This is a genomic window from Halorubrum trapanicum (genome assembly GCF_002355655.1).
Classification (GTDB): domain Archaea; phylum Halobacteriota; class Halobacteria; order Halobacteriales; family Haloferacaceae; genus Halorubrum; species Halorubrum trapanicum_A.
Genome location: NZ_AP017569.1, coordinates 2,724,336 through 2,745,473, shown reverse-complemented (window position 1 = coordinate 2,745,473; position 21,138 = coordinate 2,724,336). Strand labels below are relative to the sequence as shown.

Sequence of the window (21,138 nt, the reverse complement as noted above, 5' to 3'; positions counted from 1 at the left end):
TCGAACATGCGATCGGTACGCACTCGGAGCACTTGAGGGCACGGTCGGAGCGAAGAGAAATAGACTTCTGACGCGTCTTATCCCGGCAATTCGCCGGTTGCGGAGAGCGGTTCAGCGCGGCCCGCCGGCGTCCGCGGGACAGGTGTCGACGCCGAGCAGGGCGTACAGGCCGCAGGTGCCGGTCGCGGCGGTCGCGAGCATGGCGATCGCGACGACGCCCAAGACCGGCGCCGCGAGGGCCGGGAGCGGCGCGGCGTTCGCGAGGGTCGCTATCGAGGCGAGGCCGGCGACGGCGCCGACCGCGGTCCTGACGCGCTTGTCCGTCGCACCGACGTTCTGGTTCATAACACACAATACGGCACACGAACGTATGAAGCTTTCCACGCGGAGGCGATGCCCCGACGCAGCGGGATCCGCGGCCGGCGAGTCACCCGAACTCGTCGAGGTCGGTTTGGGGCGACTCGTCGGCGTCGCTCGCGCTCGAACCCGGCGGTTCGCCGTGCTCGGCCGCGATCGACCGCGCGGCGCCGAGGCCGCCGGACAGCGACGCCCGCCGAGCGACCTCCTCGTCGCCGAGCTTGTCGGCCGCGGCGGGGGACGCCGCCCCGTAGCGCTCGCGGAACTCGCTCCGGGCCGCCTCGTAGTCGACGACGGGATACGGGTAGTCCGCACCGATCTCGACGCCTACCTCGCGCTGGACCGCGAGCGGCGCCTTCTCTGGGGCGTCGAGGTGCGCGGCGGGCAGCGGATCGAGTTCGGGGACCCACCGCGTAATGAACTCCCCGTCAGGGTCGTGGTCGCGTACCTGCTTGCGGGGATCGTACAATCGGAGTCCGGGGCGGCCGACCAGTCCGCACTGCGACTGCCACTGGGTGTAGTTGATCGCGGCGTCGCCGTCGATCAGGTGGTGGTAGAAGTGGTCGGCGCCGATCCGCCACGGCTGCTGGAGGACGTGGAAGTAGAGGCTCGCGCACAGCGCCCGCATCCGGAAGTTGAGCCACCCCGTTTCGCGCAGACAGCGCATGCTCGCGTCGACCATCGGGAACCCCGTCTCGCCGCGCTTCCACGCCGCGACGAGGTCCGGGTCGTGGCGGTCGCGGTTGAACCCCTCGTAGACGGGGTTGACGGCGCGGTCGAGCCACCTCGGCCAGTCGAGCAGCTTCTGCGCGTAGTGGCGGTTCCAGAACAGCCGGGAGACGAACATCGACTTCCCGCGGCCGTCCGGCGCGCGCTCGTCGGCGTGGCGGTGGACCTCGCGGACCGAGAGGCAGCCGAACCGCAGGTAGGGGGAAAGGCCGCTCGTCCCGTCGCGGGCGTCGACCGGCGAGGAGATCGACCCCGGGTAGTCGGCGATTCGCTCCGTGAACGCGCGGAGTTGCTCGCGGGCCGGGCCGCGTCCGCCCGTTGGCACGCGCGTCTTCGACGACTCGACTTCGTACGCGTCGGCGACCGTCTCGGGGTCGATTTCGGTCTCGACGCGCTCGACCGCGACCGATCGGGGGTCCCAGTCGAACGGGTCATCCGCGAGCCACGACTCGACGCGCTCGCTCCAGTTCTCGCGCGGGCGGTCCGCGTCGCGGACGAGTCCGTCGCCCGCGACGAACCGGACGCCGAGCCGCTCGTGGGCGCGCTCGTCCCGCCGCCGGCCGTACCGACCGGTCGGGGTCGCGGTCGCGACGACCTCCCAGCCGGCGTCGACGAACCGTCCCAGCACGTCGAGGGGGTCGCCGTGGGCGTACGTCAGCCCCGCGCCGTCGACATCGCGGTACTGGCGGTCGAGGTCGCGCAGGCAGTCGTGGAGGAACTCGATCCGCGCGTCGCAGGCCGCGCCGCGCTCGTCGTAGAAGCTCGGGTCGAAGACGAACAGCGGGAGGACTCGCTCGGACTCCGCCGCGGCCGCCGCGAGCGCCGGGTTGTCCGCGATCCGGAGGTCGTTCCGGTGCCAGACGACTGTTCCGGGCTCGTCGGGGCGACCGTCCGCCGCCGAGAGCGACCGGACCGCGTCGGCGTCGGGGGTCGACGGGAGCGCGTCGTCGTCGCCCGCGGTCATGTGAACCCGTGGTACGGCCCCGCGGCGCAAGGACCTGTCGGCCGTCGCGGGTTACTCCGCCGACGCCGCCCGGAGCTCCGGGAAGTACCGACCGTGGAAGTCGAAGGGGAGCGCGTGCGGCAGCGTCGCCCGCGCGCGCTCCCCGAGCGTCTCGCCGTCGAGGACGAGCAGCCGCGACCGGTCGGCGTCCACGTCGAGCGCGACGGTCACGACGACGCCGTCGTCCTCGGCCTCGCCGTCGGGAGCCGGGACGAACAGAGGCTCGCCGAAGTAGTCGCCGCCGTCGTCGAAGGTCCGGACCGCCTCCGTCTCGGCGTCGACCTTCACGACGCGTCGCGCCCACTCCGTGACCGGGGTGTCCATCCCCATCGCGTAGACGTAGCGATGAGGGTGACACCACCGTGCGGGCGACGCGGTCGGCAGCGCGCTGCCGCCGTCGAACAGGGATTCGCGGGCCACCGTCGCGTCGCCGCCGCCGTCTCTGTCCGCACCGGTCGCGGATCCGAGGTCGACGGTGAACCGCTCGATCCGACCCGCCATGGTGCCCATCTCGCCGGCGCGGACGTTCTCCAGGTACAGCGAGTCGATCGCGGTCGCGTCCGGGATCGTTTCGAGATCGAAGACCACCTCGGTCCCGCCGTCCCGCTCGAAGGCGTTGACGTGGTGAAACCCGAAGAACGGGTCGGTCGTCGGCTCGGCGACCACGTCGCCCGTCGTCCGGTCTAGCACGACGATCCGCGTGCCGCGATCGGGCTCCCACTCGAACTGTTCGATGAACGGGGGTTGCCGGCCCGGCTTCAGGAACCGACGCGGGTCGAGTCGGAGGGGGAACTCCGTTAGGACGACGTACCGGGGCGTGAGCGCGAAGCTGTGCATGTACGCCGGCTCGTCGGTGTCGACGCTGCCGACGTGGCGACGCTCCCCGTCTCGGGTCCACGCCGTAACGTGGTATCGGCTCGTCCGTCCGAACTCGGTGTCGACCGTGACGAGCGCGCCCGTCGCCGGGTCGCGCTTGAAGTGAGCGCAGGAGAGCTGGCCGCTCGGCGCGTCGCCTTCCCGGTCGACGTGGCCGACCGTCGCGAGCGTGTTCGGGTCGACCTCGACGCCCCGCGGCGACTCGGTCAGCGCCACGTACTCGTCGCCGATCCGCTCGGTGACGATGTTCGCGTTGTCGTACGGCTCCGCGAGGAACGTCGCCAGCCGCGAGCGCAGGGTCGTCTCGCCGGTAGCGAACCCGCCCTCGAACTCGCCGCTCGTCGCCGCGTCATACGCGTCGCTCCGGAGGAAGCGGTTGCGGTAGTGGACCGCGTCGCCGTCGCCACCCGAAACCGAGTCTGCGCGGTCCCCCGGATCGAAGGTGAAGCGGTACAGCATCGCCAGGCCGTCGAACCAGTGGTCCACGTCGCTTCCGTCCGGGAACGAGAACGCGCCGGGACCGTTCCGGATCAGACTGCCCCGGAGCCACGCGGGCAGATCGCCCCGGACCGGAATCGACGCGGTCGTCTCCTCGTGAAGCGAGTGGAACCCGGCGTGCGAGACCATGGCAGGCTACGGGGGCGCGGCGGGCTAAGGTCTGACGGCGATCGCTGCCTCTCCTACATCGCCGCTGCGTTCCGTCGAGAGGATCCAGATGAGAATCCCCGACCTCTCAGTAGCTCTTTCACGACCGCCAGGAAAGCGGATGGGTTGGGGCGGATTCGAACCGCGAGGACTTCGCTTCGCTCGTTCTCTGGGCCCGAATCCGCCTACCCACTTCGATTCCACGGACTCCTCGCTATCGCTCGTCGTTGCGAGGAATCAGAAGTGGGTTGGGGCGGATTCGAACCGCCGACCTGCTCCGTGTGAAGGAGCCGTCATAACCTGGCTAGACCACCAACCCGCTCGTGTCGAGGTATCCGACCTCCGGACTTAAGAGTTACCTTCCGACGAATAGTTCATGCCGCACCCGCCCGGATCGCCCCCGTGACCCACGAACTCCGCTTCCTCGAACGCCTCCGTCAGGAGGTCGCGAGCCTCCTCCACGCGCCGCTGTCGCTCGTCGGCCTCTACGCCGAGCGCGAGACGCCCCGCGAGCAGTACGCGTTCACGCTTCACGAACCGTACCCGATCGTCGAGGCGCAGCTCCACCGGCTCGGATTCGTCCGCAACCTCGTCTCCTCGCTCAAGTACCGCGACTACGAGACGCCGCCGGAGACGACCGTCGCGAGCTGGGTCCGGTACCCCGAGGGCGCGCTCGCGAGCGACTACCAGCTCCACCTCGCGCTGTACTCCGGAACGGACCGCTCGACGACCGACGTGTACGCGCACTGGGAGCCGTCGTGGATCCGCCACCCGATCCGGCACTACCGCGCGACCGACGTCGACGCGCAGAAGGGCATCGAACGGGCGCGGTCGCTGTTCGAGGAAGCCGGCATCGAGTACGCGGTACTCCCCGCCGAGAAGCGAATCGGCGGCGACGAAGCCGCCGCACCGGGACCGCCGGTCCGATAAGGCGTTCGCGGCGTGACTACTCCGCAGCGGTGTCCTTGCCGCGGTACTCGGCGACGCGCTCCCGGGCGGACGCGACCGCCTCGCGCGCCTCGCCCTCTGCGCGCTCCTCCAGTTCCTTCAGGTCAGCCTGGAGCCTGTCCAGCCGCGAGGGCTCGGGCTCCTCGTCTTCGCGCCCGACGAGCTCCTTCACGCGGGCCTCGACGGGTTCTAGCTCCTCTTTTACGCCCGCCTTGGCGTGTTCCGCCGCTCGACCGAGGTAGTACCGCGCGTCTTCGAAGTGTTTGCTCATATCTGTCCTTTGGACGAGGGCAGATATAATCTTTGTGGCGGCTCGTCGGGGACAGTATTCGACCCCCCGACCTCACTCCCGCGCGCCCGGCGGCAGCGGGTCGGCGTGGTCCGCGATCGCCTCGGCGACGCGGTGCGGGTGTTCGTGAACGACCCAGTGGGTCGCGTCGTCGATCGCGAGCAGCCGACCGTCGACGCAGCGGTCGACGCTCTCGTTGGCCAGCCGGCGCGCGAGGAACCGGTCTTTGCCGCCCCAGATCACGAGCGTCGGGACCGAGACCTCCGTCGTCGGCGGTTCGGGACGGTCGCGGACGATCGCGCGGTACCAGTTCACCATCGCCTCGAACGCGCCGTCGCGGTCCCACGCCCGGCGGTACCGTCGCAGGTCCTCGTCGGTGAAGGTTCCGGGCGCGCTCGTGTCCCGCAGCGCGTTCGTCGCGAGCCGCCAGTTCCCGGCGCTCGCGACCGCTTCGGGGAGCTTGGGAAGCTGGAACGCGAGCATGTACCAGCTCTTGAGCCGCTGGTCCCACGAGGTGCGCAGCGCGCGCTCGAAGACGGTCGGGTGCGGGACGTTGACCGCGACCAGTTCCGAGACGCGGTCCTCGTGGGCGAGCGCGAGCCACCACGCCACCGCGGCGCCCCAGTCGTGGCCGGCGACGGCGGCCGTTTCGCGGTCGTAGGCGTCGATCAGCCCGACCACGTCGAGCGCGAGCTCGTCGATCCGGTAGTCGCGCACCGCCGACGGCTTCGCGGAGAGATTGTAGCCCCGCTGGTCGGGGACGACGACGCGGTAGCCCGCGTTCGCGAGCGGCGCGATCGCCTCGTGCCAGCCGTACCAGAACTCCGGGAAGCCGTGGAGCAGGACCAGGAGCTTCCCGTCCTCGGGGCCGGCCTCGACGACGTGGAGCGGCACCCCGTTCGTCGCTATCACGCGGGACCGCCCCGGAACCGACTCCGGGATCTCGTCGTCGGGGACCGGCCCCGGCAGCGTCGCCTCGTCGACCTGCCGGCCGGTGGGTGCGTTCTCCATACGGATCCCGTGCGTCGGCACCGACAAATAGGTACTCGCCCGGGATGTGGGGGATCGAAATCCTCAAGCGGCTAGCACCCCCCGATTCTGGTATATCCGCGTATCCCGGCGTTCGCCCGCAGTGACCGCGTTCTCCGGGGGTTCGCACCGTACCCCATGACATCCGACTTGTCGACATCTTCAGCCGCGGACGCGGACGCGTCGAACGACGACGCGACCGTCTCGAACGTCGTTCTCGTCACGGTGGACTCGCTGCGCGCGGACGCCGTCTCCCCGTACGACGACGAGCGGCGCTCGCCCGTCATCGACGGCCTCGCCAACGGCGGGACCGTGTTCGACCGCGCGTTCGCGACGGGCAACTGGACGCCCTTTTCGTTCCCGTCGATCCTCGCGTCGGAGCCCGTGTTCGCTCGGTCGGGCGACATCGGCGTCGACGAGTCGGTGACGCTCGCGGAGGTGCTCTCCGACGCCGGGATCGCGACCGGCGGGTTCAACGCCGCCAACGGCTTCCTCACCGACCACTGGGGGTACCCCGACGGGTTCGACGAGTTCGAGCCGTTCGTCACGAGCGTCGGCTCCAGCCGCTACAGCCGGTACCTCGCCGCCCACCCGACGGTCGAGGCGTGGATCCAGCTCGCGTCCTCCCCGATCCGCCGGCTCGGGTCGAGGCTCCGCGGCGAGAGCGACGACCGCCCGTTCCTCGACGCCTCGCGCATGTTCGACGTCGAGGACGCCGCGACCGGGTTCGTCGACGACACGGACGAGCCGTTCTTCCTGTGGGTCCACTACATGGACACCCACACCCCGTACGTCCCCGCGCCCCGGTACATCCGCGAGGTGTCGGACGGCATCGTCGGCACCCACCAGATGCTCCACGCGCACGCCCGGACGAGCCTCGGACTCGAAGTGGGCGAGCGGACCCTCCGCGAGCTCCGGACCCTGTATCAGGCGACGGTACGGCAGGTCGACGCCAGCATCGGCCGCCTGCTCGACAGTCTGGAGGGCGCGGGCGTCGCCGACGACACCGCGGTGCTGCTCGCTGGCGACCACGGCGAGGAGTTCCAAGAGCACGGCCACCTCGCCCACTACCCGAAGCTGTACGACGAGCTGATCCACGTCCCGCTCGTGGCCGACGTCCCCGGGCTCGACGGCGGCCGCGTCGACGGCCACGTCGGGCTCGACGCCATTCCGCCCACGGTCGCCGACCTCCTCGGCGTCGACCCCGCCCCCGAGTGGCACGGCGAGTCGCTCGTGCCGGCGCTGGGCGGCGACGGCGCTCCGTCCGCGACTAGCGACGGTGGCGACGTCCGATCGGAAACCAGCGACGAGGCCGATGCCGACGGTCCGGACGTCCCCGACGATCCCGTCGTCTCGGTGACCGTCCGCGGCGAGGAGGTGACCCAGCAGCCGATCCCCCGGTCACTGTCCGACGGCGACCTGTTCGTCAGCGCGCGGGACGACGACTGGACGTTCATCGAGAACGTCGACGCCGGCGAGCGGGAGCTGTACCACCGCCCCGCGGACCCGACCCAACGGGAGAACCTCGCGGTCGACCCCGACGAGGAGGCGCAGGCGGTGATCGACCGGCTCGCGCCGGTCGTCGACGCCCACGCGGAGCTGCTCCGCGAGCGCGGCGCCGCGGCCGAAGCGGCCGCGGCCGAGCGCGGCGAGGAGGAGGTCGACGAAGACCTCGAAGCTCGCCTCGAAGCGCTCGGGTATACGTAATGGTCCGCGCCCTGTTGCGCAACCTCGTGAGCGGACCGCTCGCGGTTCAAATGCGTCGGTTCGTGATCGTTGGCGCGTTCACCGCGGGGATACAGATGGGCTTGTTGTGGCTGTTCGACAACGTCGCCGGACTGAACTACCTCCTCGCCGCGACCATCGCAATCGAGATCACGATCGTCCTCTCGTACGTGCTCAACAACGCGTGGACGTTTCGGGCGAGTCAGAACACTGGCCTGTCCGAGTACCTCGGCGGACTGCTCAAGACGAACCTGGTTCGCGGGACCGCGTGGCCGATCCAGATCGGCGTGCTCTACGCGCTCGTCGAGTGGGGCGGGATGGGTGCGCTCGTCGCGAACGTGCCCGCGATCCTCGTCAGCGGGCTGTACCGTTTCGTCCTCGACTCGCAGTGGACGTGGAGCTGATCCGTTGCGCTCGTTTCGAGTCGCTCAGAACGGCAGCCGCGGCTCGACGCGCTCGACGAGGTCGCGGACCGCCTCCTGCTTGTAGTAGCCGACCGCGGACGCGGCCACGACGAGCGCGACGAGCGCCATCGCGGAGAGGAACCGCCCGCTCGCCAGTTCGCCGCCCGCGTACACCGTCAGCACGTACGCCGGGAGGCGGCCGACGGCGATGACGCCCATGAATGTGGGCAGCGACCACTTGGTGAGCCCGCTCAGGAAGCAGATGGCGTCGTCGGGGAGGCCGGGAATGATGACGAACGCGAACAGTCCGGGGACGCCGACGGTGTCCACGAACCCGTCGAACCGCTCGATCACGTCCTCGTGGATGACGTTCTCGACGAAGGAGCGACCGTACCGCTTCGACAGCGAGAAGGCCACCGCGCTGCCGATGAGCACGCCGGTGAGGCTGTACACCGTCCCCCATAGCGGGCCGAAGAGGAAGCCCGCGACGAGGGCGACGACCTGTCCCGGTATCGGGGCGACGACGACCTGGAGGGCCTGGATCCCGATGAACACGATGGGGGCGAAGATACCGAACTGGTCGAGCCACGTCCGGAGGGCCTCGGCGTCGGTGACAAAGCCCGCGTAGCGGCTCACGAGGACGTAGAACCCGACCGCGAGGACCGCGACGCCGACCGCGGCCGCGATCCCCCGCCGGCGGTCCGCCCGCGAGGAGAAGAGTTTCATTCGTGTCGTAGCGGGTGACAGAGGGCCTTGAACCTTACCAACGTCGGCATCGGATCGCGCTCGCTGCCCCGGGGGACGTCGGCGGGCTCCGATCCCGGCCGCGCCTCACGCCAGCGGCTCCGCGCTCCAGTACGCCATCCGCATCGGGATCCCCTCGCTGTCGCGGTAGTTGGCATCCACCGGCAGGACTCGGAGTTCGTCTGCCGGGCGGGATGCGACGACTGCCAGCCCGAGCGCGTCGACCGCGTCGTCGACGGTCGGGTCCGCGGCGTCCGCGACGTCGGCCGGCGCCTCCGCGAGTTCTCGGCAGACCCGGCCTAACGCCTCCTCCGGGTCGTCGAAGTGGCCGTCAAGCGCGTCTAGCCGCTCGCCGACGCCCGGTGCCGTCGTCTTCGAGTGTTCTAGGGGTCGCCCGGTGAGACCGCGGAAGCACACCTCTGGGTGCGCCTCCAGCACCCGGTCGCGCGCCGCCTCGTCCTCGCGGAGGAACGCGTCAACCTCGCCGACCGCCGGCGCGATGTGGTACGACTGCCGGCTGAGCCCCTTGTCGAGATCTGCTCTGTTCCGCTCGTTGACCGTCTCGTAGTCCGCGCCTGCTACCGCCGCCCGGCACGCGGCCCGCGACGGGACGGGAAAGACGCTGCTCGGACGCTCGACGGCCGATCGCGCGGCCGAGTCGACCGCCTCGCGCTTCGCCAGCGTCTCCGGGTCGTCGGGGAGGCCGATCGGCACGTCGACCAGCATCCGGTCGACGCCGTCGTTCCACAGCGTTTCGAGGTCGGGTTCGAGGCGGGGCTCCGGTTCGTCGTCGAACACGACCGCGAGCCACGCGCCGCCCGCCCAGTCGACGCCCGCGACTGTTTCCGACTCCATTTCGTCTCAGTTCGCAGCGTAACGTAATAAATGGCCTCAGTTCGGGGTCGAAACGACAGGCGGACGATCTTACGAGACGGCCTCCCCGAGCCCAGGGTTCGAACGGCCTCGGCCGATCGCTCGATCGGGGTGGTTTTGGTCGATCGCTCGAATGGATTCCTTCGGCCGATCGCCGGCTCTCACCCACGCTTATATTTCTCGCCCTGAACGGGAGGCACATGCGCGATGACGCACCGCTCTCGGAGTGGGCGGAGACGGCCGTGAGCGATCAGGACGCGGTCGTCGAACACGTTCCGGAGGTGGTGGCGCTTCTCGACGACGACGACGCAACGGTTCGAAACGACGCGGTGACGGTCCTGAGCCGGGTGGCAAAGACGCGAGCGGACGCGGTTCTGGACGCCCTTCCGGCACTGATCGAACGGCTCGAAACCGACGATCAGAGCGTGATCAGACACAACAGCGCGCTTGCGCTCAGCCGGCTCGTAGAAGACCGCTCGGAGGAGTGTCGAGACGCGATCGAACCCCTCGTCAGCGGACTCACCGACGGCGACAGCGACGTCCGCGAGAAGTGCGGGACCGCCCTCGACAACTTCGGCCCCGACGCCGCAGACGACATTGGAGACGCAGCCGTGAGAGCGGTCGAAGACGCCGCCGCCGGGATTGACGCAGAGAATTCGACCGAGCGGAACGAAGCGACGCTGGCGCTCACCCGCCTCGCACTGAGGTACCCCGAGGAAGTCGCGACCCGCGGCGAATCGCTTTGTTCCCGGCTGGACGACGAGGACAACGTGGTTAGGTACCACGCCGCGCTGTGTCTGAACCGGATCGCCAACCAGCAACCGGACTTGGTGGTCGAGGCCGTCGAGCCGCTTGCGGACCGGCTCGACGATCCGGACCCGGACGTGCGCGAACTCGCGAGCGAAGCGCTGGCGTCCGTGTCCGAAGCCACTCCAGGGGCCGTGGCCGAAACGAGCGGAGTGCTCGCTGATGCGCTCGCCGACAGTAACGACGAGGTCCGTGCCCACGCAGTCGGCGCGTGTCGTGCGCTCGTGGCCGAGTACCCCGACGTGGTGCTGCCGGCGCAGTTCGAACTCGTCGACCTGCTCGCCGACGCTCGCGAGGAGACGCGGGCGGACGCAAAGAAGGCGCTCCACGGCTTGGCCGACGCGTACCCCGACGAGATCGGCGACGTGCTCGCGAGTACCTTCGACGAGGACGTCGACACGAGCAGCGTGGGCGCCGTCCACGGAGCGATAGAGGCGGTCGCCGAGGACGCCGAAGGAGCCAGCGCGACGGACTCGGAGCCGTCGGCAGGCGACGAGGTGGCCGACGAAGCGGGCGAGAAGCTCCGGGAGCTGGCGGCGGTGATGGAGACGGCCGGGGCGGAGACGCTGGCCACGTTCGACGACGACATGCTTCGGGAGTTCCTCACGTTGACGGACTCGATCGATCCCGACGCCGTCTCGGGCGTCGACGGCGACGACCTCGCGGAGATGCGCGAGACCGTTCAGACCGCGCTCGATATCGACGGGGGAGACGGCCGCGAGGCTTCCGGCCCGGCGACGGACGGCGAGGTCGGTGCGATCGAGACGGGCTGGGACGAAGACGCGCGTGTCGACCCCGCCGCTCGCCCGGACGACCGCTGTTCGTACGGACGCGACCTCGGAGAACACGCGCGGGAGCAGGACGACGACGTCTGGACCTGTCACCGGAGCCCGCGGGAAGGCGGCGAGTACTGTCTGTTCCACGCGCCGGTCGAAGATACCGACGACGAGGCCGTTCGGGACGAGTTCCTCGAAGCGATTCAACGGTCGGGGCGGGAATCCAACGAGTTCGTCGGCGCTCGATTCGGCGATCTGAACCTCTCGTTCGACATCGTAGACGGGCCAGACAACTACCCGATCGATCTCAGGTACGCCACCGTCGAGGGGTCGATCAACTGCCGGCGGGCGGAGTTCGGGCAACCGCTCTGGTTCGACGGGGGGAGGGTCGCCGGCGGGATGAACTGTAACGTGGTGACGTTCAAGACGTGGGCGTCGTTCGAAGGGACGACCATGGAACACGCGTGGTTCGGGAAGTCGGAGTTCCTCGACGGCGTCTCCTTCGACGACGCGACCATCCGCGAAGAGGCACTGTTCACCGGGGCGACGTTCACAGATCGCGGGGACTTCGAGGGAGCGCGGTTCGGCGCCCACGCGGAGTTCTCTCGGACGGTCTTCGACTCGGCGTCGTTCGAGCACGCACATGCCGCGGGGACACTTGACCTCGGACACGTGGTCTGTGATCGCTCCCTCAAGATGGGAGCGATCGAGGCCGAAGACGACGTCAAAATACGGGGCGGTCGGGTCAGGAATCTCAGACTGTCGGACGCCGATGTCGACGGCGACGTCGCCGCGTCGAAGCTGACCGTCGAGAAGACGATCCACGCATCGGACGCACGGGTCGGTGGAACGCTGTCGGTTTCGAGCGCCGAGGTCCGGCAGGACGTACTCTGTCAGGACCTGACCGCGGGGGGCGTCGACTTCGACGCGGCCTCGGTCGCGAAGCGGTTCTCGTTCCAGCGGACGCGCGTCACCGGAGACTGTGCGTTCAGTGGGGTCTCTTTCGGGGATGTGACGACGTTCCAGGGGGCCGAAATCGACGGCGATCTGGAGCTCTCGCTCGGCACGTTCGAGGAGTTGCTGACGCTGCGGGAGGCCGAGGTCGGCGGCGCGCTCGAGGCCAGTTCCGCGTCCGTGGGCGAACAGGCCGACTTCGTCCACCTCGACGTGGGTGACGACTGCGACCTCTCCTCCGTCACGTTCGGCGGGACGGTCATGTTCTTCGAGGGAACGATCGAGGGCGGGTTGGACATCTCGTCGAGCCGCTTTGAGGGGCAGCTGTCACTCTCGATGACCGTCGAGGGCGAGTTCGACGGCGACGTCGCCCGCTTCGAGGACGACGTTAACGTCGTCGACACGTCGGTCGGGGGTCCGACGACGTTCAGCAACGCGACGTTCGGGCGAGACGCGCTCTTCCAGATGTGCGAACTGCGGGACGCGTGTGCGTTCGACGACGCGGAGTTCGCCGAAGACGCGTCGTTCGCGCAGACGGTCGTCGAGGGGCCGGCCTCCTTCGAGATGATCACGGTCGGCGGCGTGGCGAACTTCGACGGCGTGTACTTCGAGTCGGGGGCCGCGTTCTTCGGGTCGACGTTCGCCGATCTCACATGTCTGGGAACGCGGACCGGCGACGAGTCGGTCGTCGACATGCGGAACTGCGCGATCGCCGACGGGGCGATCGCGCTCCCGGACGACGGCGACATCGCCTACGACCTCGCGAACGCGGAGCTCGGCGCGGTCGAACTCTCCGATGGCCTCGGAGAGGCGAGCGACGTGGACCTCTTCGAGCACTTCCGGTTCGCGAACACCAGCTTCGACGGGTTCGACTTCGGGAACTACAAACAGGAACTCGCGGAGGCCAACTGGCAACTACACACCACGGTTGACGACGCGGAGTTCGTGAACCCCGGAAGACAGGACCTCATCGACGCGCTCGCCGTCGAAGACGAACTGGACGAGGCCGACGACGAGCTGGACGGGGAACTCTTCGACGAGGTCGATCACGTCGAGATGCTCCGAGAACAGACCGGACTGGACAGGGCAGTCATCGAAGAGATCGCCGACGCCGAAAATGCCTCGGAGATGCCGAGCAGCGAGACGCTGTACGAGATGACCGGCGACGAGGAGTTCCGCGAGACGACGACGGCCGCCGACCTCGAAAACACCTACCTGAAGGCCAAAAACGGCGCGGATCAGGTCGGCGACCGACACGTGGCCGCGCAGTTCTTCGTTCAGGAGATGAAGTACAGGCGGGCGAAAAACTACCAGTTCGTTCGAGACCCGGATCAGGACCTCGGTGTGCGGTTCGTCTCGGCGGGTAAGTGGCTCGGGAACTATCTGCTGCACCAGTCCTGCGGCTACGGAGAACGACTGTGGCGAGTCATCTACGCTTCGGTGGTCGTGGTCGTCGGATGGAGCTTCATGTACGCGACGCTCACGGAGGGGACGTCGGGAGACGCGGCGGGGCTGACCACCGAGGGACTCGACAGCCTCTCGCAGCTCGCGACGCCCGAGGGCATGGACATCATGGTGAAAAACCTCTACTTCAGCATCGTCACGTTCACCACTCTCGGGTACGGCGACATCCAGCCCGTCGGAACGCTGTCTCGGTTCCTCGCGGGCTTGGAGTCGTTCCTCGGCGCCCTTCTGGTCGCGCTCGTGGTGTTCGTCCTCGGTCGCCGCGTGTCGTGGTGACGCTCGAAGACACGGCACAAGGCCACGGATACCTATCAGTAAAGGGTGGAAAAAGTATATGCGGGAAGTGGGCCGGCACGAATTTGAATCGTGGTTACGGCCACCCGAAGGCCGAAGGATACCAAGCTACCCCACCGGCCCGCACTCGACAGAAGGCCGCTCGTTCTTTTAATCCTTCCGAAAGGGGGGCGATCAAGACGTACCGGACGGGCGAGGTGTCGATAGAATATCCAGTTCATCGACGCCAGACGCGGGTACCACGAAGCCCCAGTCGCGAGGACTCGATGCGCTCGTTGCGGTCCTCAGTCGCTCGTTTCACTCGCTCCCTGCGGTCCGTACGTCGCGCGTCTTCGTCCTCGCGACCGCCCCTTCGAGTCCCGCCCCGCACCGCAACCGCACCTCACGCCTCCCCAGCCTCGTCAGTCGCCGTCGCTTCGCTCCGGCGACTGACTCCCTCGCACGGTGCCGTTCGCGGCCGCCGATGGCGGCCGCTCACGGGCACGCGCCACCGCTGGCGCGTCATCACTTATAAATCGCCGTCGCCATCTCCGTCGACTGTCCCCTCCATCTCGAAGTACCGTTCGCGGTGCTTCCGGCAGCCGGGGTTGAACGCGGCGCCGCACGCGGGGCAGGCGTCGTCGGCCTCGAGGTAGGCGCGGCCGGTGAGCGTCGTGCGGCAGGCGCCGCACAGCACCGCCGGCTCGTCGAAGCGGTCTCGGGGCCACGGGACCGCCTCGTGGTCGGTCGCCGCGTCGTGGCAGGCGTCGCAGGGGTAGAACGCCTCACAGCAGCCGAACCGGAGCGCGACCACGTCGACCGGGTCGTCCCAGTGGGCGCAGCGCGTCTCGGGATCGACGTCGATTCCGCGCAGGGGGACCTCGAATCGGGGGTCCGTGTCGGGTGCGGTCGTCGTCTCGCGGTCGGAGGGGTCGGTCGGCATCGCCGGAGGGTCAGTACTCGGCGTAGCCATCCGTGTCGAGCCAGTTGTGGACGACGGTGACGGTGTGGTCCGCGTGGAGCAGTTCGGGACCGACGCGCAGTCGTCGCTCGGCCCGGTCGGCGATCGCATCGGCCTCCGATTCGGCGAAGTCGTGGTGATCCGAGAGCACGAACACTGGGTTCTCGGGCGGCTCCGCGTCGACGAGCGGGTCGCCCTCCTCGTGGAGCTGGACGAGCGTCCCGTCGGGGCCGCGACCGTCCTCGCTGACGAGTCGGTCGAGCGTCGCGTCGAGGCCCATCCGACGGAGCTCGACCCCGGGCGAAACGTCCGCGGGCATGTGGCCGATCGCGTCGGCTTTCGCGTCGAGTGCGTCGCGGACCCGCGCGGCGACGTTGCGCTCGTCGGGGTGAAGGTGCCGGAGCGTGTCGGAGTCGAAGGTGACCGTGAACTCGTCGGCGACGACGAGGTGGACCCGGACCGACTCGCGGATGCCGTGCGAGAGGAAGACGCCCGCGCTCACGCACCGGCAAAGCAGGTCGAGCCGCCCGGCCCCGGGGACGTCCGACAGCGAGATCGCGTCGGGGTCGGTGGGCACGTCGCGGCCGACGACGACGAACTGGCGCATATCCGGGGCTCGCCCCCGATCCTCATAAGGCGTGCGACCCTACCGCCGGCGTGAGCCTCACCGGACTCTGTCAGGTCTGCGAGGCGGCGATCGCGACCCGCACCTGCGACCGCTGCGGGCGCGCCGTCTGCGACGACCACTGGAACGAGGCGGCCCGCGCCTGTAGCGGCTGTGCCGCCGGCCGCGGGTAAGCGCGGGCGCCGAGGGGTGTGTGGGCCTACCGGTGCCGATTCAGCCGCTTTTTAAGCCGCTTCGCCGCGTCGCCCGCGGCGCCGAAGTACGTCGCCTCGTCGCCGGGCCGGCTCGACTCCTCGCCGGCGAAGATGATCCCCCGCGAGGAGTTCACGAGGCCGACGTCGACCGGGAGGTCGGGGCGACCGGCGAGCCCGTGTTCGACCGCGGCCTCGGCGTCGCCGCCCTGCGCGCCGACGCCGGGCACGAGGAAGGGGATCTCGGGGACGATCTCGCGGACCGCCTCCAGCTCCTCGGGCGTCGTGGCGCCGACGACGAGCCCGACGTTGTCGTTCGCGTTCCACACGTCCGCGAGCGCCGCGACGCGCTCGTAGAGCGGTTCGCCCGAGGCGAGTTCGAGGTCCTGGAGGTCGGCGCCGCCCGGGTTCGAGGTGCGACAGAGCGCGAACACGCCCTTGTCGGCGCGGTCGAGGAACGGCTGGAGCGCGTCGCGCCCGAGGTACGGGTTCACCGTGATCGCGTCGACCCAGTCGAGGACCTCGGCGTACCGCCGCGCCGTGTTTCCGATGTCGCCGCGCTTCGCGTCGAGCAGGACGGGGACGCCCTTCCCCTCGGCGTAGGCGGCGGTCTCGCGGAGCGCGCGCCAGCCGTCGGGGTCCTCGTAGAAGGCAGCGTTCGGCTTGTAGCAGGCGGCGTGCTCGTGGGTCGCGTCGATGATCCGTCGGTTGAACGCCCACCGGGGCAGGTCGGCGTCGCCCACGTGCTCGGGGAGTCGGCTGGGGTCGGGGTCGAGCCCGACCGAGACGACGCTGTCGGCCGCGTCGATCCGGTCCGCGAGCGTCTCGAAGAAGCCCATACGCGCCCTGCGGCGGCGGGCGCACTAACCGTTGTGTTCCGCGGTCGCCCGCGACCGCTCGACCGCCCCGCGAAGCGACCGGTCGAGCGAGAGATACCGGCCAAATTCGCCGGTGTATGCGCCGAGTGGGGTCGTCCGTAATAACAGGATACACCAGTCGGCCTCCCGTCTCTCGCCACACGCATGGCCGGTAGCACGGGCGGTGGCCTTCGGGAGTCGCTCTCCGGACCGATCCTGAAGTACTACGCCTACAAGGCGACGAAGGCGGTCGAGTTCTACCGGCCGATCATGTACCTCTTCTTTCTGGCGCAGGATCTCTCCTTCACGCAGATCGCCGTTCTGGAGGCGCTGTACAACCTGACGACGCTGTTCGGCGAGATCCCGACCGGCTACGTGGGCGACCGCGTCGGGCGTCGAAACAGCCTCCTCATCGGGACCGCGCTCATTTCCCTGACGCTCCTCGGTATCGGTCTGTCGAGTTCGTTCCTCCAGCTGGCCGTCCTCTACGTCTGCTGGTCGCTGGGGTACAACTTCCGCTCCGGAAGCGAGGACGCGTGGCTCTACGACACGCTCACCGACGACCTCTCCGAGGACGAGTTCGCCGGCGTTCGGGGTCGCGGCGAGTCGGCGGCGCTGGCCGTCGGCGCCGTCGCGGCGATCCTCGGCGGATACCTCGGTAGTATCGACCTCTCGTACCCGTGGTTCGTCGCGGCGGGCGTGACAGGCCTCGGCGTCGCGGTGCTGCTCACGCTCGACGAGCCCGAGGCGTACAAGCGCACCGACTCGGAGGACCTGAGCCTCCGCCGGACGGTCAGCATCGTGAGAGAGGTCCTCTCGCGCCGTCGGCTCCGGTCGCTGCTGTTGTACTACTACGTCCTGTACGCCGCGGTCACGTACCTCGTGTTCGTCTTTCTCCAGCCGATCTTCGAGACCGTCGTTCTCGACCTCGGCGTCTCGCAGTTGCGGGTCGAATCCCTGCTGGGCTGGTTCTACGCGGCGTACAGTCTCGTCGGCGCGGTGCTCACCTACTACACGGGAGCGATTCGGGAGCGCATCGGGCTGCGAGCGTGGTTCCTCGTCCTTCCGTTCGCCGTCGGCGGCGCGCTGATCGGGATGTACTTCGTCCCGGTGCTCGCGCTCCCGACGTTCCTCCTGATTCGGGGGGTGTCGGACGTCACGCGGTCGTTCGCCGGACAGTACGTCAACGACCGGGTGGAGAGCCTCGGTCGCGCGACCGTCCTGAGCGCGATGGCGATGGTCAGCGGGCTCGCCGTCGTGCCGTTCCAACTCGGCAGCGGCCTCCTCTCCGACGCCGTCTCCCCGACGTTCGCGCTGGGCGTCGGCGGCGCCGTCCTCGTCGTCGGGGCGGCGGCCATCCTCCTCTGGGAGGTCCCCGTCGGCGACGACGCGGTCGACGGTCCGAACGACGACCGGGCGTGATCGACGGCCGCGTCCGGAACGACGCCGACCTAGCAGGAGCAGTAGTACTCGCGGTCGACGAACTCGGTCTCGAACAGCTTCGCGGCCGGGCTCGGGTCTGAGGGACGGTAGACGCCGGTCGTCAGGTCGCCCTCGCGCTCGAAGGCGCCTGAGACGAGCCGGCGCCAGTCGGCGGCCGACAGCTGGTCCCAGAACGCGTCGTCGCCCGCGAGCAGCGAGAGGTAGTCGCGGAGGTACACCCACCGCGTCGGCTCGACGCCGTCGGACTCGTAGCTCGCGTCGGTGACCGCGGCGTAGGCGGCCATCGGGAGGTTCGCGCCCGCGGCGACCGGCATCGAGATCCACTTCCACGGCCGGGTGTTGACGTCGAGCAGCAGGAACTCGTCGCGCGCCTCGTCGTAGACGAACTCCGACTCGCTGATCCCGTGGTAGCCCGCGTCGTCGAGGACGGCGAGCGCGCGCTCCTCGATCGCGGGTTCGTCCGCGGTCTCGACGAGACAGGAGGTGCCGAAGTTGCGCGGGTACCGCACCGCGGCGTTGCCGACGACTGCGAGCGCGTCGTCGCGTCCGGACGGGGGGACGTAGGAGGCCAGCGAGTGGTCCCTTCCGGTCGCGATGTCGACGCGCTTCTGGGCCATCACCGCGATCCCCTCCTCGCTCGCGGCCGCGACGACGTCCGCGAACTCCTCGCGGTCCGCGACCTCGATCACGTTGGTACCGAACGCCTCCTCGAAGTCCCGCTTCAGCTCCGGTTTCACCACCAGCGGGAAGCCGAGCGCGTCGGCGGCCTCGTCGACCGTCGCGTCCGGCTCGCGCGTCGCCGCGGCCGCGGTCTCCGCCAACCGGTACGTCTCCGGGTAGGGGACGCCGAGCGCCTCGCAGGTCGCGTACAGCGCCGACTTGTTCAACACCGCGTCGAGCGTCTCGCTCCCGGCGAACGGGAGCCGGACGCCGTCGGGGTCGGCCTCGGCGTACGACAGCGCCCACTCGTCCATACAGCCGAACGCGACCGCCTCGGTTCCCGCGGCGTCGACGACCGCCTCCACGTCCTCGCGGAACCCGTCGAGGTCGTCGAGCGGGTACGTCACCGCCCCCGCGAAGTCGACCGCGTCCGAGGGCGGCGCGAGCCCGTCGTGGGTGACCGTTCCGGCGTCGGCGCCCGCGTCGCCTCCCGCTCGGTCGAGCGCGATCACGGGCACGCCGTGGGCGTCGAGCGCGCGAGCGACGCCGAGGCCGGTGATGTGCGCGTTGCTGACGAGCGCCGGCGGCCGGTCGAACTCGGCGTCCGCGAGCGCGTCGATCAGTCCCTCGGTGGACCGAAAGGTGTCTGCCATACCCTGCCTCGTCGGTCGACGCACAAAAGGGCCCGACGTACCGGCCCGGAGTGCCAGTATCGGTGACGGGGTCGGCGGAGTTCGCGGCGACGCCGGGACGGGACTCGCCCGGGCGACGCGAGCGGCTTTTCAGGGCGCGTCGCCTCCGATCGGTATGAGCGAAACAGAGGACGACGACGCCGAGCCCGTCGACGACGCCGAGCCCGTCGACGGCGCGGGAAACGGGTCCGCCCCGGCCGACGACCTCCCCGACCGGATCCGGCGGGCGTTCGCTGACCACGGCTCCTTCGAGCGCGACGGCGACGGCTGGGTCTCGACGACGACCGCCTTCGACGGGCGCGTCCGCGCCGAGCGGGCGGATGAGGGGCGAATCAGATTCACGGTCACCGTCCGCGTGCCGACGCTTTCGGCGGTCACCGCCGACGAGGTCGCCGACGTGGTCGAGGACGGCTGGGCCGACACGTTCGAGCGCCGCGCGGTCGACGTGGGCGGCGTCACGCGGAAGGACAGGGAGTTCGACCCCGCCGTCGAGCGCGGGGGCGACGAGATAGCGGTGACCTACGAGTTCGCGGACATCAACGAGCGGCGCGGCGTCGACGACGCGGGCGCGCTGATCGACTTCGTCGAGGGGACGTACGTTCAGGGCGTCATCCCCGGCTACGAGTACACGCCCCCCGTCTCGGACCTGCTCTCGGCCGCGCGCCAGCAGGGCGGCGGCGGGCCGGTCTGAGGGACGGCCGGCCCGCCCGAGCGGCGGTCGGGTCCGGGAGAAGTCGGTCCGGGCTGCGGCCGATAGGGGGAAGTGTCGGCGGTCCGTACGGCGACCATGCTCGCGCTGTTCGGGTTCGGCAGCCTCCTCGCGCTGGTCGCGTTCCACACGTTCCTCGCCGGGGTCGCGACCCGGTTCTTCCGGATCCAGCTCTCGACGTCGTGGGGGTCGGTCGTGTACACGCTCGTGTTGACGCCCCTGCTGTTGCTCGTCTCGACGATCGTCTTCACGGGCGCGCTCGGCGTCGGGACCGGGATCGACGTCGGGAGCTCGACGATCCTGCTGGCGCTGCTCGTCGCGCTCCCGCTGGCGCTCGGCGTCGCAATTGATTACCTCTACGTCCCGTCGCCGGACGAGTACGAGCTGCCGGACACGCGCTGAGAGCTCTCGGACACGCGCTGAGAGCTCTCGGACACGCGCTGAGAGCTCTCGGACACGCGCTGAGAACTCCGGATACCCCCTGAAACCCTCGAACGAGACGGCGTCAGCGGTCGACCAAATCGGCGACTATCTCCTCGACCCGCGCGACCACGTCCTCGGGCGCGCGCGTCGCGTCGACGCGGTGGAACCGGCCGGGGTCGGCGTCTATCAGGCGCTCGTAGTTGTCGCGCACGGCCGCGAGGTAGCCGTCGCGCTCGAACTTGTCCGTGCGCCCGGCGCGTTCGGCCGCGGTCTTCGGGTCCAGATCGAGGTAGATCGTCGCGTCCGGCGGGCGCGAGAAGGCGGCGTGGATCCCGCGGACGTACTCCAGCGGGCGCTCGATCCCGGCGTCGGCGCGCGCGAGCGTCGCCCCCTGGTAGGCGAACCGCGAGTCCGAGTAGCGGTCGGAGATAACCAGGTCGCCGTGGGCGAGCGCCGGCCGCACCGTCTCCGAGAGGTGGTTCGCGTGGTCGGCGGTGTATAAGAACAGCTCCGCGAGCGGGTCGGCGTCCGGGTCACCCATCGAGCGCCCCACCGCCTCTCCGTACCAGCTGTCGGTGGGCTCGCGGGTGAACGTCGCGTCGGGGTACACGTCTTGGAGCGCCTCCCAGACCGTCGTCTTGCCGCTGCCGTCGAGCCCCTCCAGCGTGATCAGCATGGTCG

20 protein-coding genes and 2 tRNA genes are annotated in these 21,138 nt (G+C 69.6%); 8 read left to right on the top strand and 14 right to left on the bottom strand.

The genetic code is table 11. The annotated features are described in order from the left end of the window. Window positions 1-111: 111 nt before the first annotated feature. From CPZ01_RS13370 to CPZ01_RS13355, 4 genes are all read right to left on the bottom strand, one after another. The gene (locus CPZ01_RS13370) at window positions 112-345 is read right to left on the bottom strand and encodes a YgaP family membrane protein (RefSeq protein WP_096395881.1); all 234 of its coding nucleotides are present in this window, start codon (window positions 343-345) and stop codon (window positions 112-114) included. Window positions 346-427: 82 nt separating this feature from the next. Continuing rightward, window positions 428-2,050, bottom strand: coding sequence for an FAD-binding domain-containing protein (locus CPZ01_RS13365; protein WP_096395879.1), 1,623 nt, complete (start codon window positions 2,048-2,050; stop codon window positions 428-430). A gap of 51 nt (window positions 2,051-2,101) precedes the next feature. Further along, complete coding sequence (locus tag CPZ01_RS13360; protein WP_096395877.1) at window positions 2,102-3,592, bottom strand: carotenoid oxygenase family protein; 1,491 nt, start codon at window positions 3,590-3,592, stop codon at window positions 2,102-2,104. Between the two features lie 262 nt (window positions 3,593-3,854). After that, window positions 3,855-3,929 (bottom strand) — tRNA-Val (locus CPZ01_RS13355). 83 nt (window positions 3,930-4,012) lie between these two features. Between CPZ01_RS13355 and CPZ01_RS13350 the strand changes: the two genes are divergently transcribed. Further along, the gene (locus CPZ01_RS13350; RefSeq protein ID WP_096395875.1) at window positions 4,013-4,540 is read left to right on the top strand and encodes a hypothetical protein; all 528 of its coding nucleotides are present in this window, start codon (window positions 4,013-4,015) and stop codon (window positions 4,538-4,540) included. Between the two features lie 16 nt (window positions 4,541-4,556). On the opposite strand, the gene CPZ01_RS13345 is transcribed toward CPZ01_RS13350, so the two are convergent. Both CPZ01_RS13345 and CPZ01_RS13340 read right to left on the bottom strand, forming a co-directional pair. Beyond that, window positions 4,557-4,829 (bottom strand): DUF7553 family protein, encoded by a 273-nt coding sequence (locus tag CPZ01_RS13345; RefSeq protein WP_096395873.1) that lies wholly within the window; start codon window positions 4,827-4,829, stop codon window positions 4,557-4,559. A 72-nt stretch (window positions 4,830-4,901) separates the two neighbouring features. Further along, window positions 4,902-5,858, bottom strand: a complete 957-nt coding sequence (locus CPZ01_RS13340) for an alpha/beta fold hydrolase (protein ID WP_096395871.1) — start codon at window positions 5,856-5,858, stop codon at window positions 4,902-4,904. Between the two features lie 156 nt (window positions 5,859-6,014). On the opposite strand from CPZ01_RS13340, the gene CPZ01_RS13335 reads away from it, so the two are divergent. Beyond that, window positions 6,015-7,583 carry a sulfatase-like hydrolase/transferase gene (locus CPZ01_RS13335; RefSeq protein WP_096395869.1) on the top strand — a complete coding sequence of 523 codons (1,569 nt, stop codon included), beginning with the start codon at window positions 6,015-6,017 and terminating at the stop codon, window positions 7,581-7,583. Beyond that, window positions 7,583-8,005 (top strand): GtrA family protein, encoded by a 423-nt coding sequence (locus tag CPZ01_RS13330; protein ID WP_096395867.1) that lies wholly within the window; start codon window positions 7,583-7,585, stop codon window positions 8,003-8,005. Before CPZ01_RS13335 ends, CPZ01_RS13330 begins: the two co-directional genes overlap by 1 nt. Window positions 8,006-8,029: 24 nt before the next feature. Here the strand turns inward: CPZ01_RS13330 and CPZ01_RS13325 are convergent, their stop codons facing one another. Together CPZ01_RS13325 and CPZ01_RS13320 are read right to left on the bottom strand one after the other, a co-directional pair. After that, window positions 8,030-8,731: a TVP38/TMEM64 family protein gene (locus tag CPZ01_RS13325; RefSeq protein WP_096395865.1), complete on the bottom strand. Its 702-nt coding sequence runs from the start codon at window positions 8,729-8,731 to the stop codon at window positions 8,030-8,032. 105 nt (window positions 8,732-8,836) lie between these two features. Beyond that, window positions 8,837-9,604, bottom strand: coding sequence for a DUF429 domain-containing protein (locus CPZ01_RS13320; RefSeq protein ID WP_096395863.1), 768 nt, complete (start codon window positions 9,602-9,604; stop codon window positions 8,837-8,839). A gap of 218 nt (window positions 9,605-9,822) precedes the next feature. On the opposite strand from CPZ01_RS13320, the gene CPZ01_RS13315 reads away from it, so the two are divergent. After that, window positions 9,823-13,899, top strand: coding sequence for a pentapeptide repeat-containing protein (locus CPZ01_RS13315; protein WP_096395861.1), 4,077 nt, complete (start codon window positions 9,823-9,825; stop codon window positions 13,897-13,899). Between the two features lie 68 nt (window positions 13,900-13,967). Here CPZ01_RS13315 and CPZ01_RS13310 read toward each other — a convergent pair. The 3 genes from CPZ01_RS13310 to trmY form a co-directional block, all read right to left on the bottom strand. Continuing rightward, window positions 13,968-14,040: transfer RNA gene (locus CPZ01_RS13310), tRNA-Pro, on the bottom strand. Between the two features lie 385 nt (window positions 14,041-14,425). Further along, window positions 14,426-14,839: a CHY zinc finger protein gene (locus CPZ01_RS13305; protein ID WP_172863974.1), complete on the bottom strand. Its 414-nt coding sequence runs from the start codon at window positions 14,837-14,839 to the stop codon at window positions 14,426-14,428. A gap of 10 nt (window positions 14,840-14,849) precedes the next feature. Further along, entirely contained in the window at window positions 14,850-15,464 is a 615-nt protein-coding gene (gene trmY, locus CPZ01_RS13300) for a tRNA (pseudouridine(54)-N(1))-methyltransferase TrmY (RefSeq protein WP_096395859.1), read from the bottom strand. 50 nt (window positions 15,465-15,514) lie between these two features. Between trmY and CPZ01_RS15505 the strand changes: the two genes are divergently transcribed. Beyond that, the gene (locus CPZ01_RS15505; protein ID WP_172863973.1) at window positions 15,515-15,655 is read left to right on the top strand and encodes a hypothetical protein; all 141 of its coding nucleotides are present in this window, start codon (window positions 15,515-15,517) and stop codon (window positions 15,653-15,655) included. Between the two features lie 26 nt (window positions 15,656-15,681). Here CPZ01_RS15505 and pyrF read toward each other — a convergent pair whose 3' ends face one another. Then, window positions 15,682-16,512, bottom strand: a complete 831-nt coding sequence (gene pyrF / locus CPZ01_RS13295) for an orotidine-5'-phosphate decarboxylase (protein WP_096395857.1) — start codon at window positions 16,510-16,512, stop codon at window positions 15,682-15,684. Window positions 16,513-16,695: 183 nt separating this feature from the next. Between pyrF and CPZ01_RS13290 the strand changes: the two genes are divergently transcribed. After that, window positions 16,696-17,952 (top strand): MFS transporter, encoded by a 1,257-nt coding sequence (locus CPZ01_RS13290; RefSeq protein ID WP_096395855.1) that lies wholly within the window; start codon window positions 16,696-16,698, stop codon window positions 17,950-17,952. 29 nt (window positions 17,953-17,981) lie between these two features. Here the strand turns inward: CPZ01_RS13290 and CPZ01_RS13285 are convergent, their stop codons facing one another. Then, window positions 17,982-19,286, bottom strand: a complete 1,305-nt coding sequence (locus CPZ01_RS13285) for a carboxylate--amine ligase (protein WP_096395853.1) — start codon at window positions 19,284-19,286, stop codon at window positions 17,982-17,984. Between the two features lie 154 nt (window positions 19,287-19,440). Here CPZ01_RS13285 and CPZ01_RS13280 point away from each other — a divergent pair, with 154 nt between their 5' ends. Further along, window positions 19,441-20,016: a DUF5813 family protein gene (locus CPZ01_RS13280; protein ID WP_096395851.1), complete on the top strand. Its 576-nt coding sequence runs from the start codon at window positions 19,441-19,443 to the stop codon at window positions 20,014-20,016. A gap of 96 nt (window positions 20,017-20,112) precedes the next feature. Then, a complete protein-coding gene (locus tag CPZ01_RS13275; protein WP_096395849.1) occupies window positions 20,113-20,436 on the top strand; it encodes a hypothetical protein in 324 nt (107 codons plus the stop codon). A 103-nt stretch (window positions 20,437-20,539) separates the two neighbouring features. On the opposite strand, the gene tmk is transcribed toward CPZ01_RS13275, so the two are convergent. Continuing rightward, entirely contained in the window at window positions 20,540-21,133 is a 594-nt protein-coding gene (gene tmk, locus CPZ01_RS13270; protein ID WP_096395847.1) for a dTMP kinase, read from the bottom strand. Window positions 21,134-21,138: the final 5 nt, after the last annotated feature.

What these genes read in the sequence shown, in the direction of transcription:
- CPZ01_RS13330 (WP_096395867.1), top strand. Translation starts at nt 7,583, where the DNA reads ATGGTCCGCGCCCTGTTGCGCAACCTCGTGAGCGGACCGCTCGCGGTT.
- CPZ01_RS13315 (WP_096395861.1), top strand. Translation starts at nt 9,823, where the DNA reads ATGCGCGATGACGCACCGCTCTCGGAGTGGGCGGAGACGGCCGTGAGC.
- CPZ01_RS13320 (WP_096395863.1), bottom strand. Translation starts at nt 9,604, where the DNA reads ATGGAGTCGGAAACAGTCGCGGGCGTCGACTGGGCGGGCGGCGCGTGG.
- CPZ01_RS13290 (WP_096395855.1), top strand. Translation starts at nt 16,696, where the DNA reads ATGGCCGGTAGCACGGGCGGTGGCCTTCGGGAGTCGCTCTCCGGACCG.
- CPZ01_RS13370 (WP_096395881.1), bottom strand. Translation starts at nt 345, where the DNA reads ATGAACCAGAACGTCGGTGCGACGGACAAGCGCGTCAGGACCGCGGTC.
- CPZ01_RS13305 (WP_172863974.1), bottom strand. Translation starts at nt 14,839, where the DNA reads ATGCCGACCGACCCCTCCGACCGCGAGACGACGACCGCACCCGACACG.
- CPZ01_RS13360 (WP_096395877.1), bottom strand. Translation starts at nt 3,592, where the DNA reads ATGGTCTCGCACGCCGGGTTCCACTCGCTTCACGAGGAGACGACCGCG.
- CPZ01_RS13335 (WP_096395869.1), top strand. Translation starts at nt 6,015, where the DNA reads ATGACATCCGACTTGTCGACATCTTCAGCCGCGGACGCGGACGCGTCG.
- trmY (WP_096395859.1), bottom strand. Translation starts at nt 15,464, where the DNA reads ATGCGCCAGTTCGTCGTCGTCGGCCGCGACGTGCCCACCGACCCCGAC.
- CPZ01_RS13340 (WP_096395871.1), bottom strand. Translation starts at nt 5,858, where the DNA reads ATGGAGAACGCACCCACCGGCCGGCAGGTCGACGAGGCGACGCTGCCG.
- CPZ01_RS13365 (WP_096395879.1), bottom strand. Translation starts at nt 2,050, where the DNA reads ATGACCGCGGGCGACGACGACGCGCTCCCGTCGACCCCCGACGCCGAC.
- CPZ01_RS13285 (WP_096395853.1), bottom strand. Translation starts at nt 19,286, where the DNA reads ATGGCAGACACCTTTCGGTCCACCGAGGGACTGATCGACGCGCTCGCG.
- CPZ01_RS13345 (WP_096395873.1), bottom strand. Translation starts at nt 4,829, where the DNA reads ATGAGCAAACACTTCGAAGACGCGCGGTACTACCTCGGTCGAGCGGCG.
- CPZ01_RS13280 (WP_096395851.1), top strand. Translation starts at nt 19,441, where the DNA reads ATGAGCGAAACAGAGGACGACGACGCCGAGCCCGTCGACGACGCCGAG.
- tmk (WP_096395847.1), bottom strand. Translation starts at nt 21,133, where the DNA reads ATGCTGATCACGCTGGAGGGGCTCGACGGCAGCGGCAAGACGACGGTC.
- CPZ01_RS13275 (WP_096395849.1), top strand. Translation starts at nt 20,113, where the DNA reads ATGCTCGCGCTGTTCGGGTTCGGCAGCCTCCTCGCGCTGGTCGCGTTC.
- CPZ01_RS13325 (WP_096395865.1), bottom strand. Translation starts at nt 8,731, where the DNA reads ATGAAACTCTTCTCCTCGCGGGCGGACCGCCGGCGGGGGATCGCGGCC.
- pyrF (WP_096395857.1), bottom strand. Translation starts at nt 16,512, where the DNA reads ATGGGCTTCTTCGAGACGCTCGCGGACCGGATCGACGCGGCCGACAGC.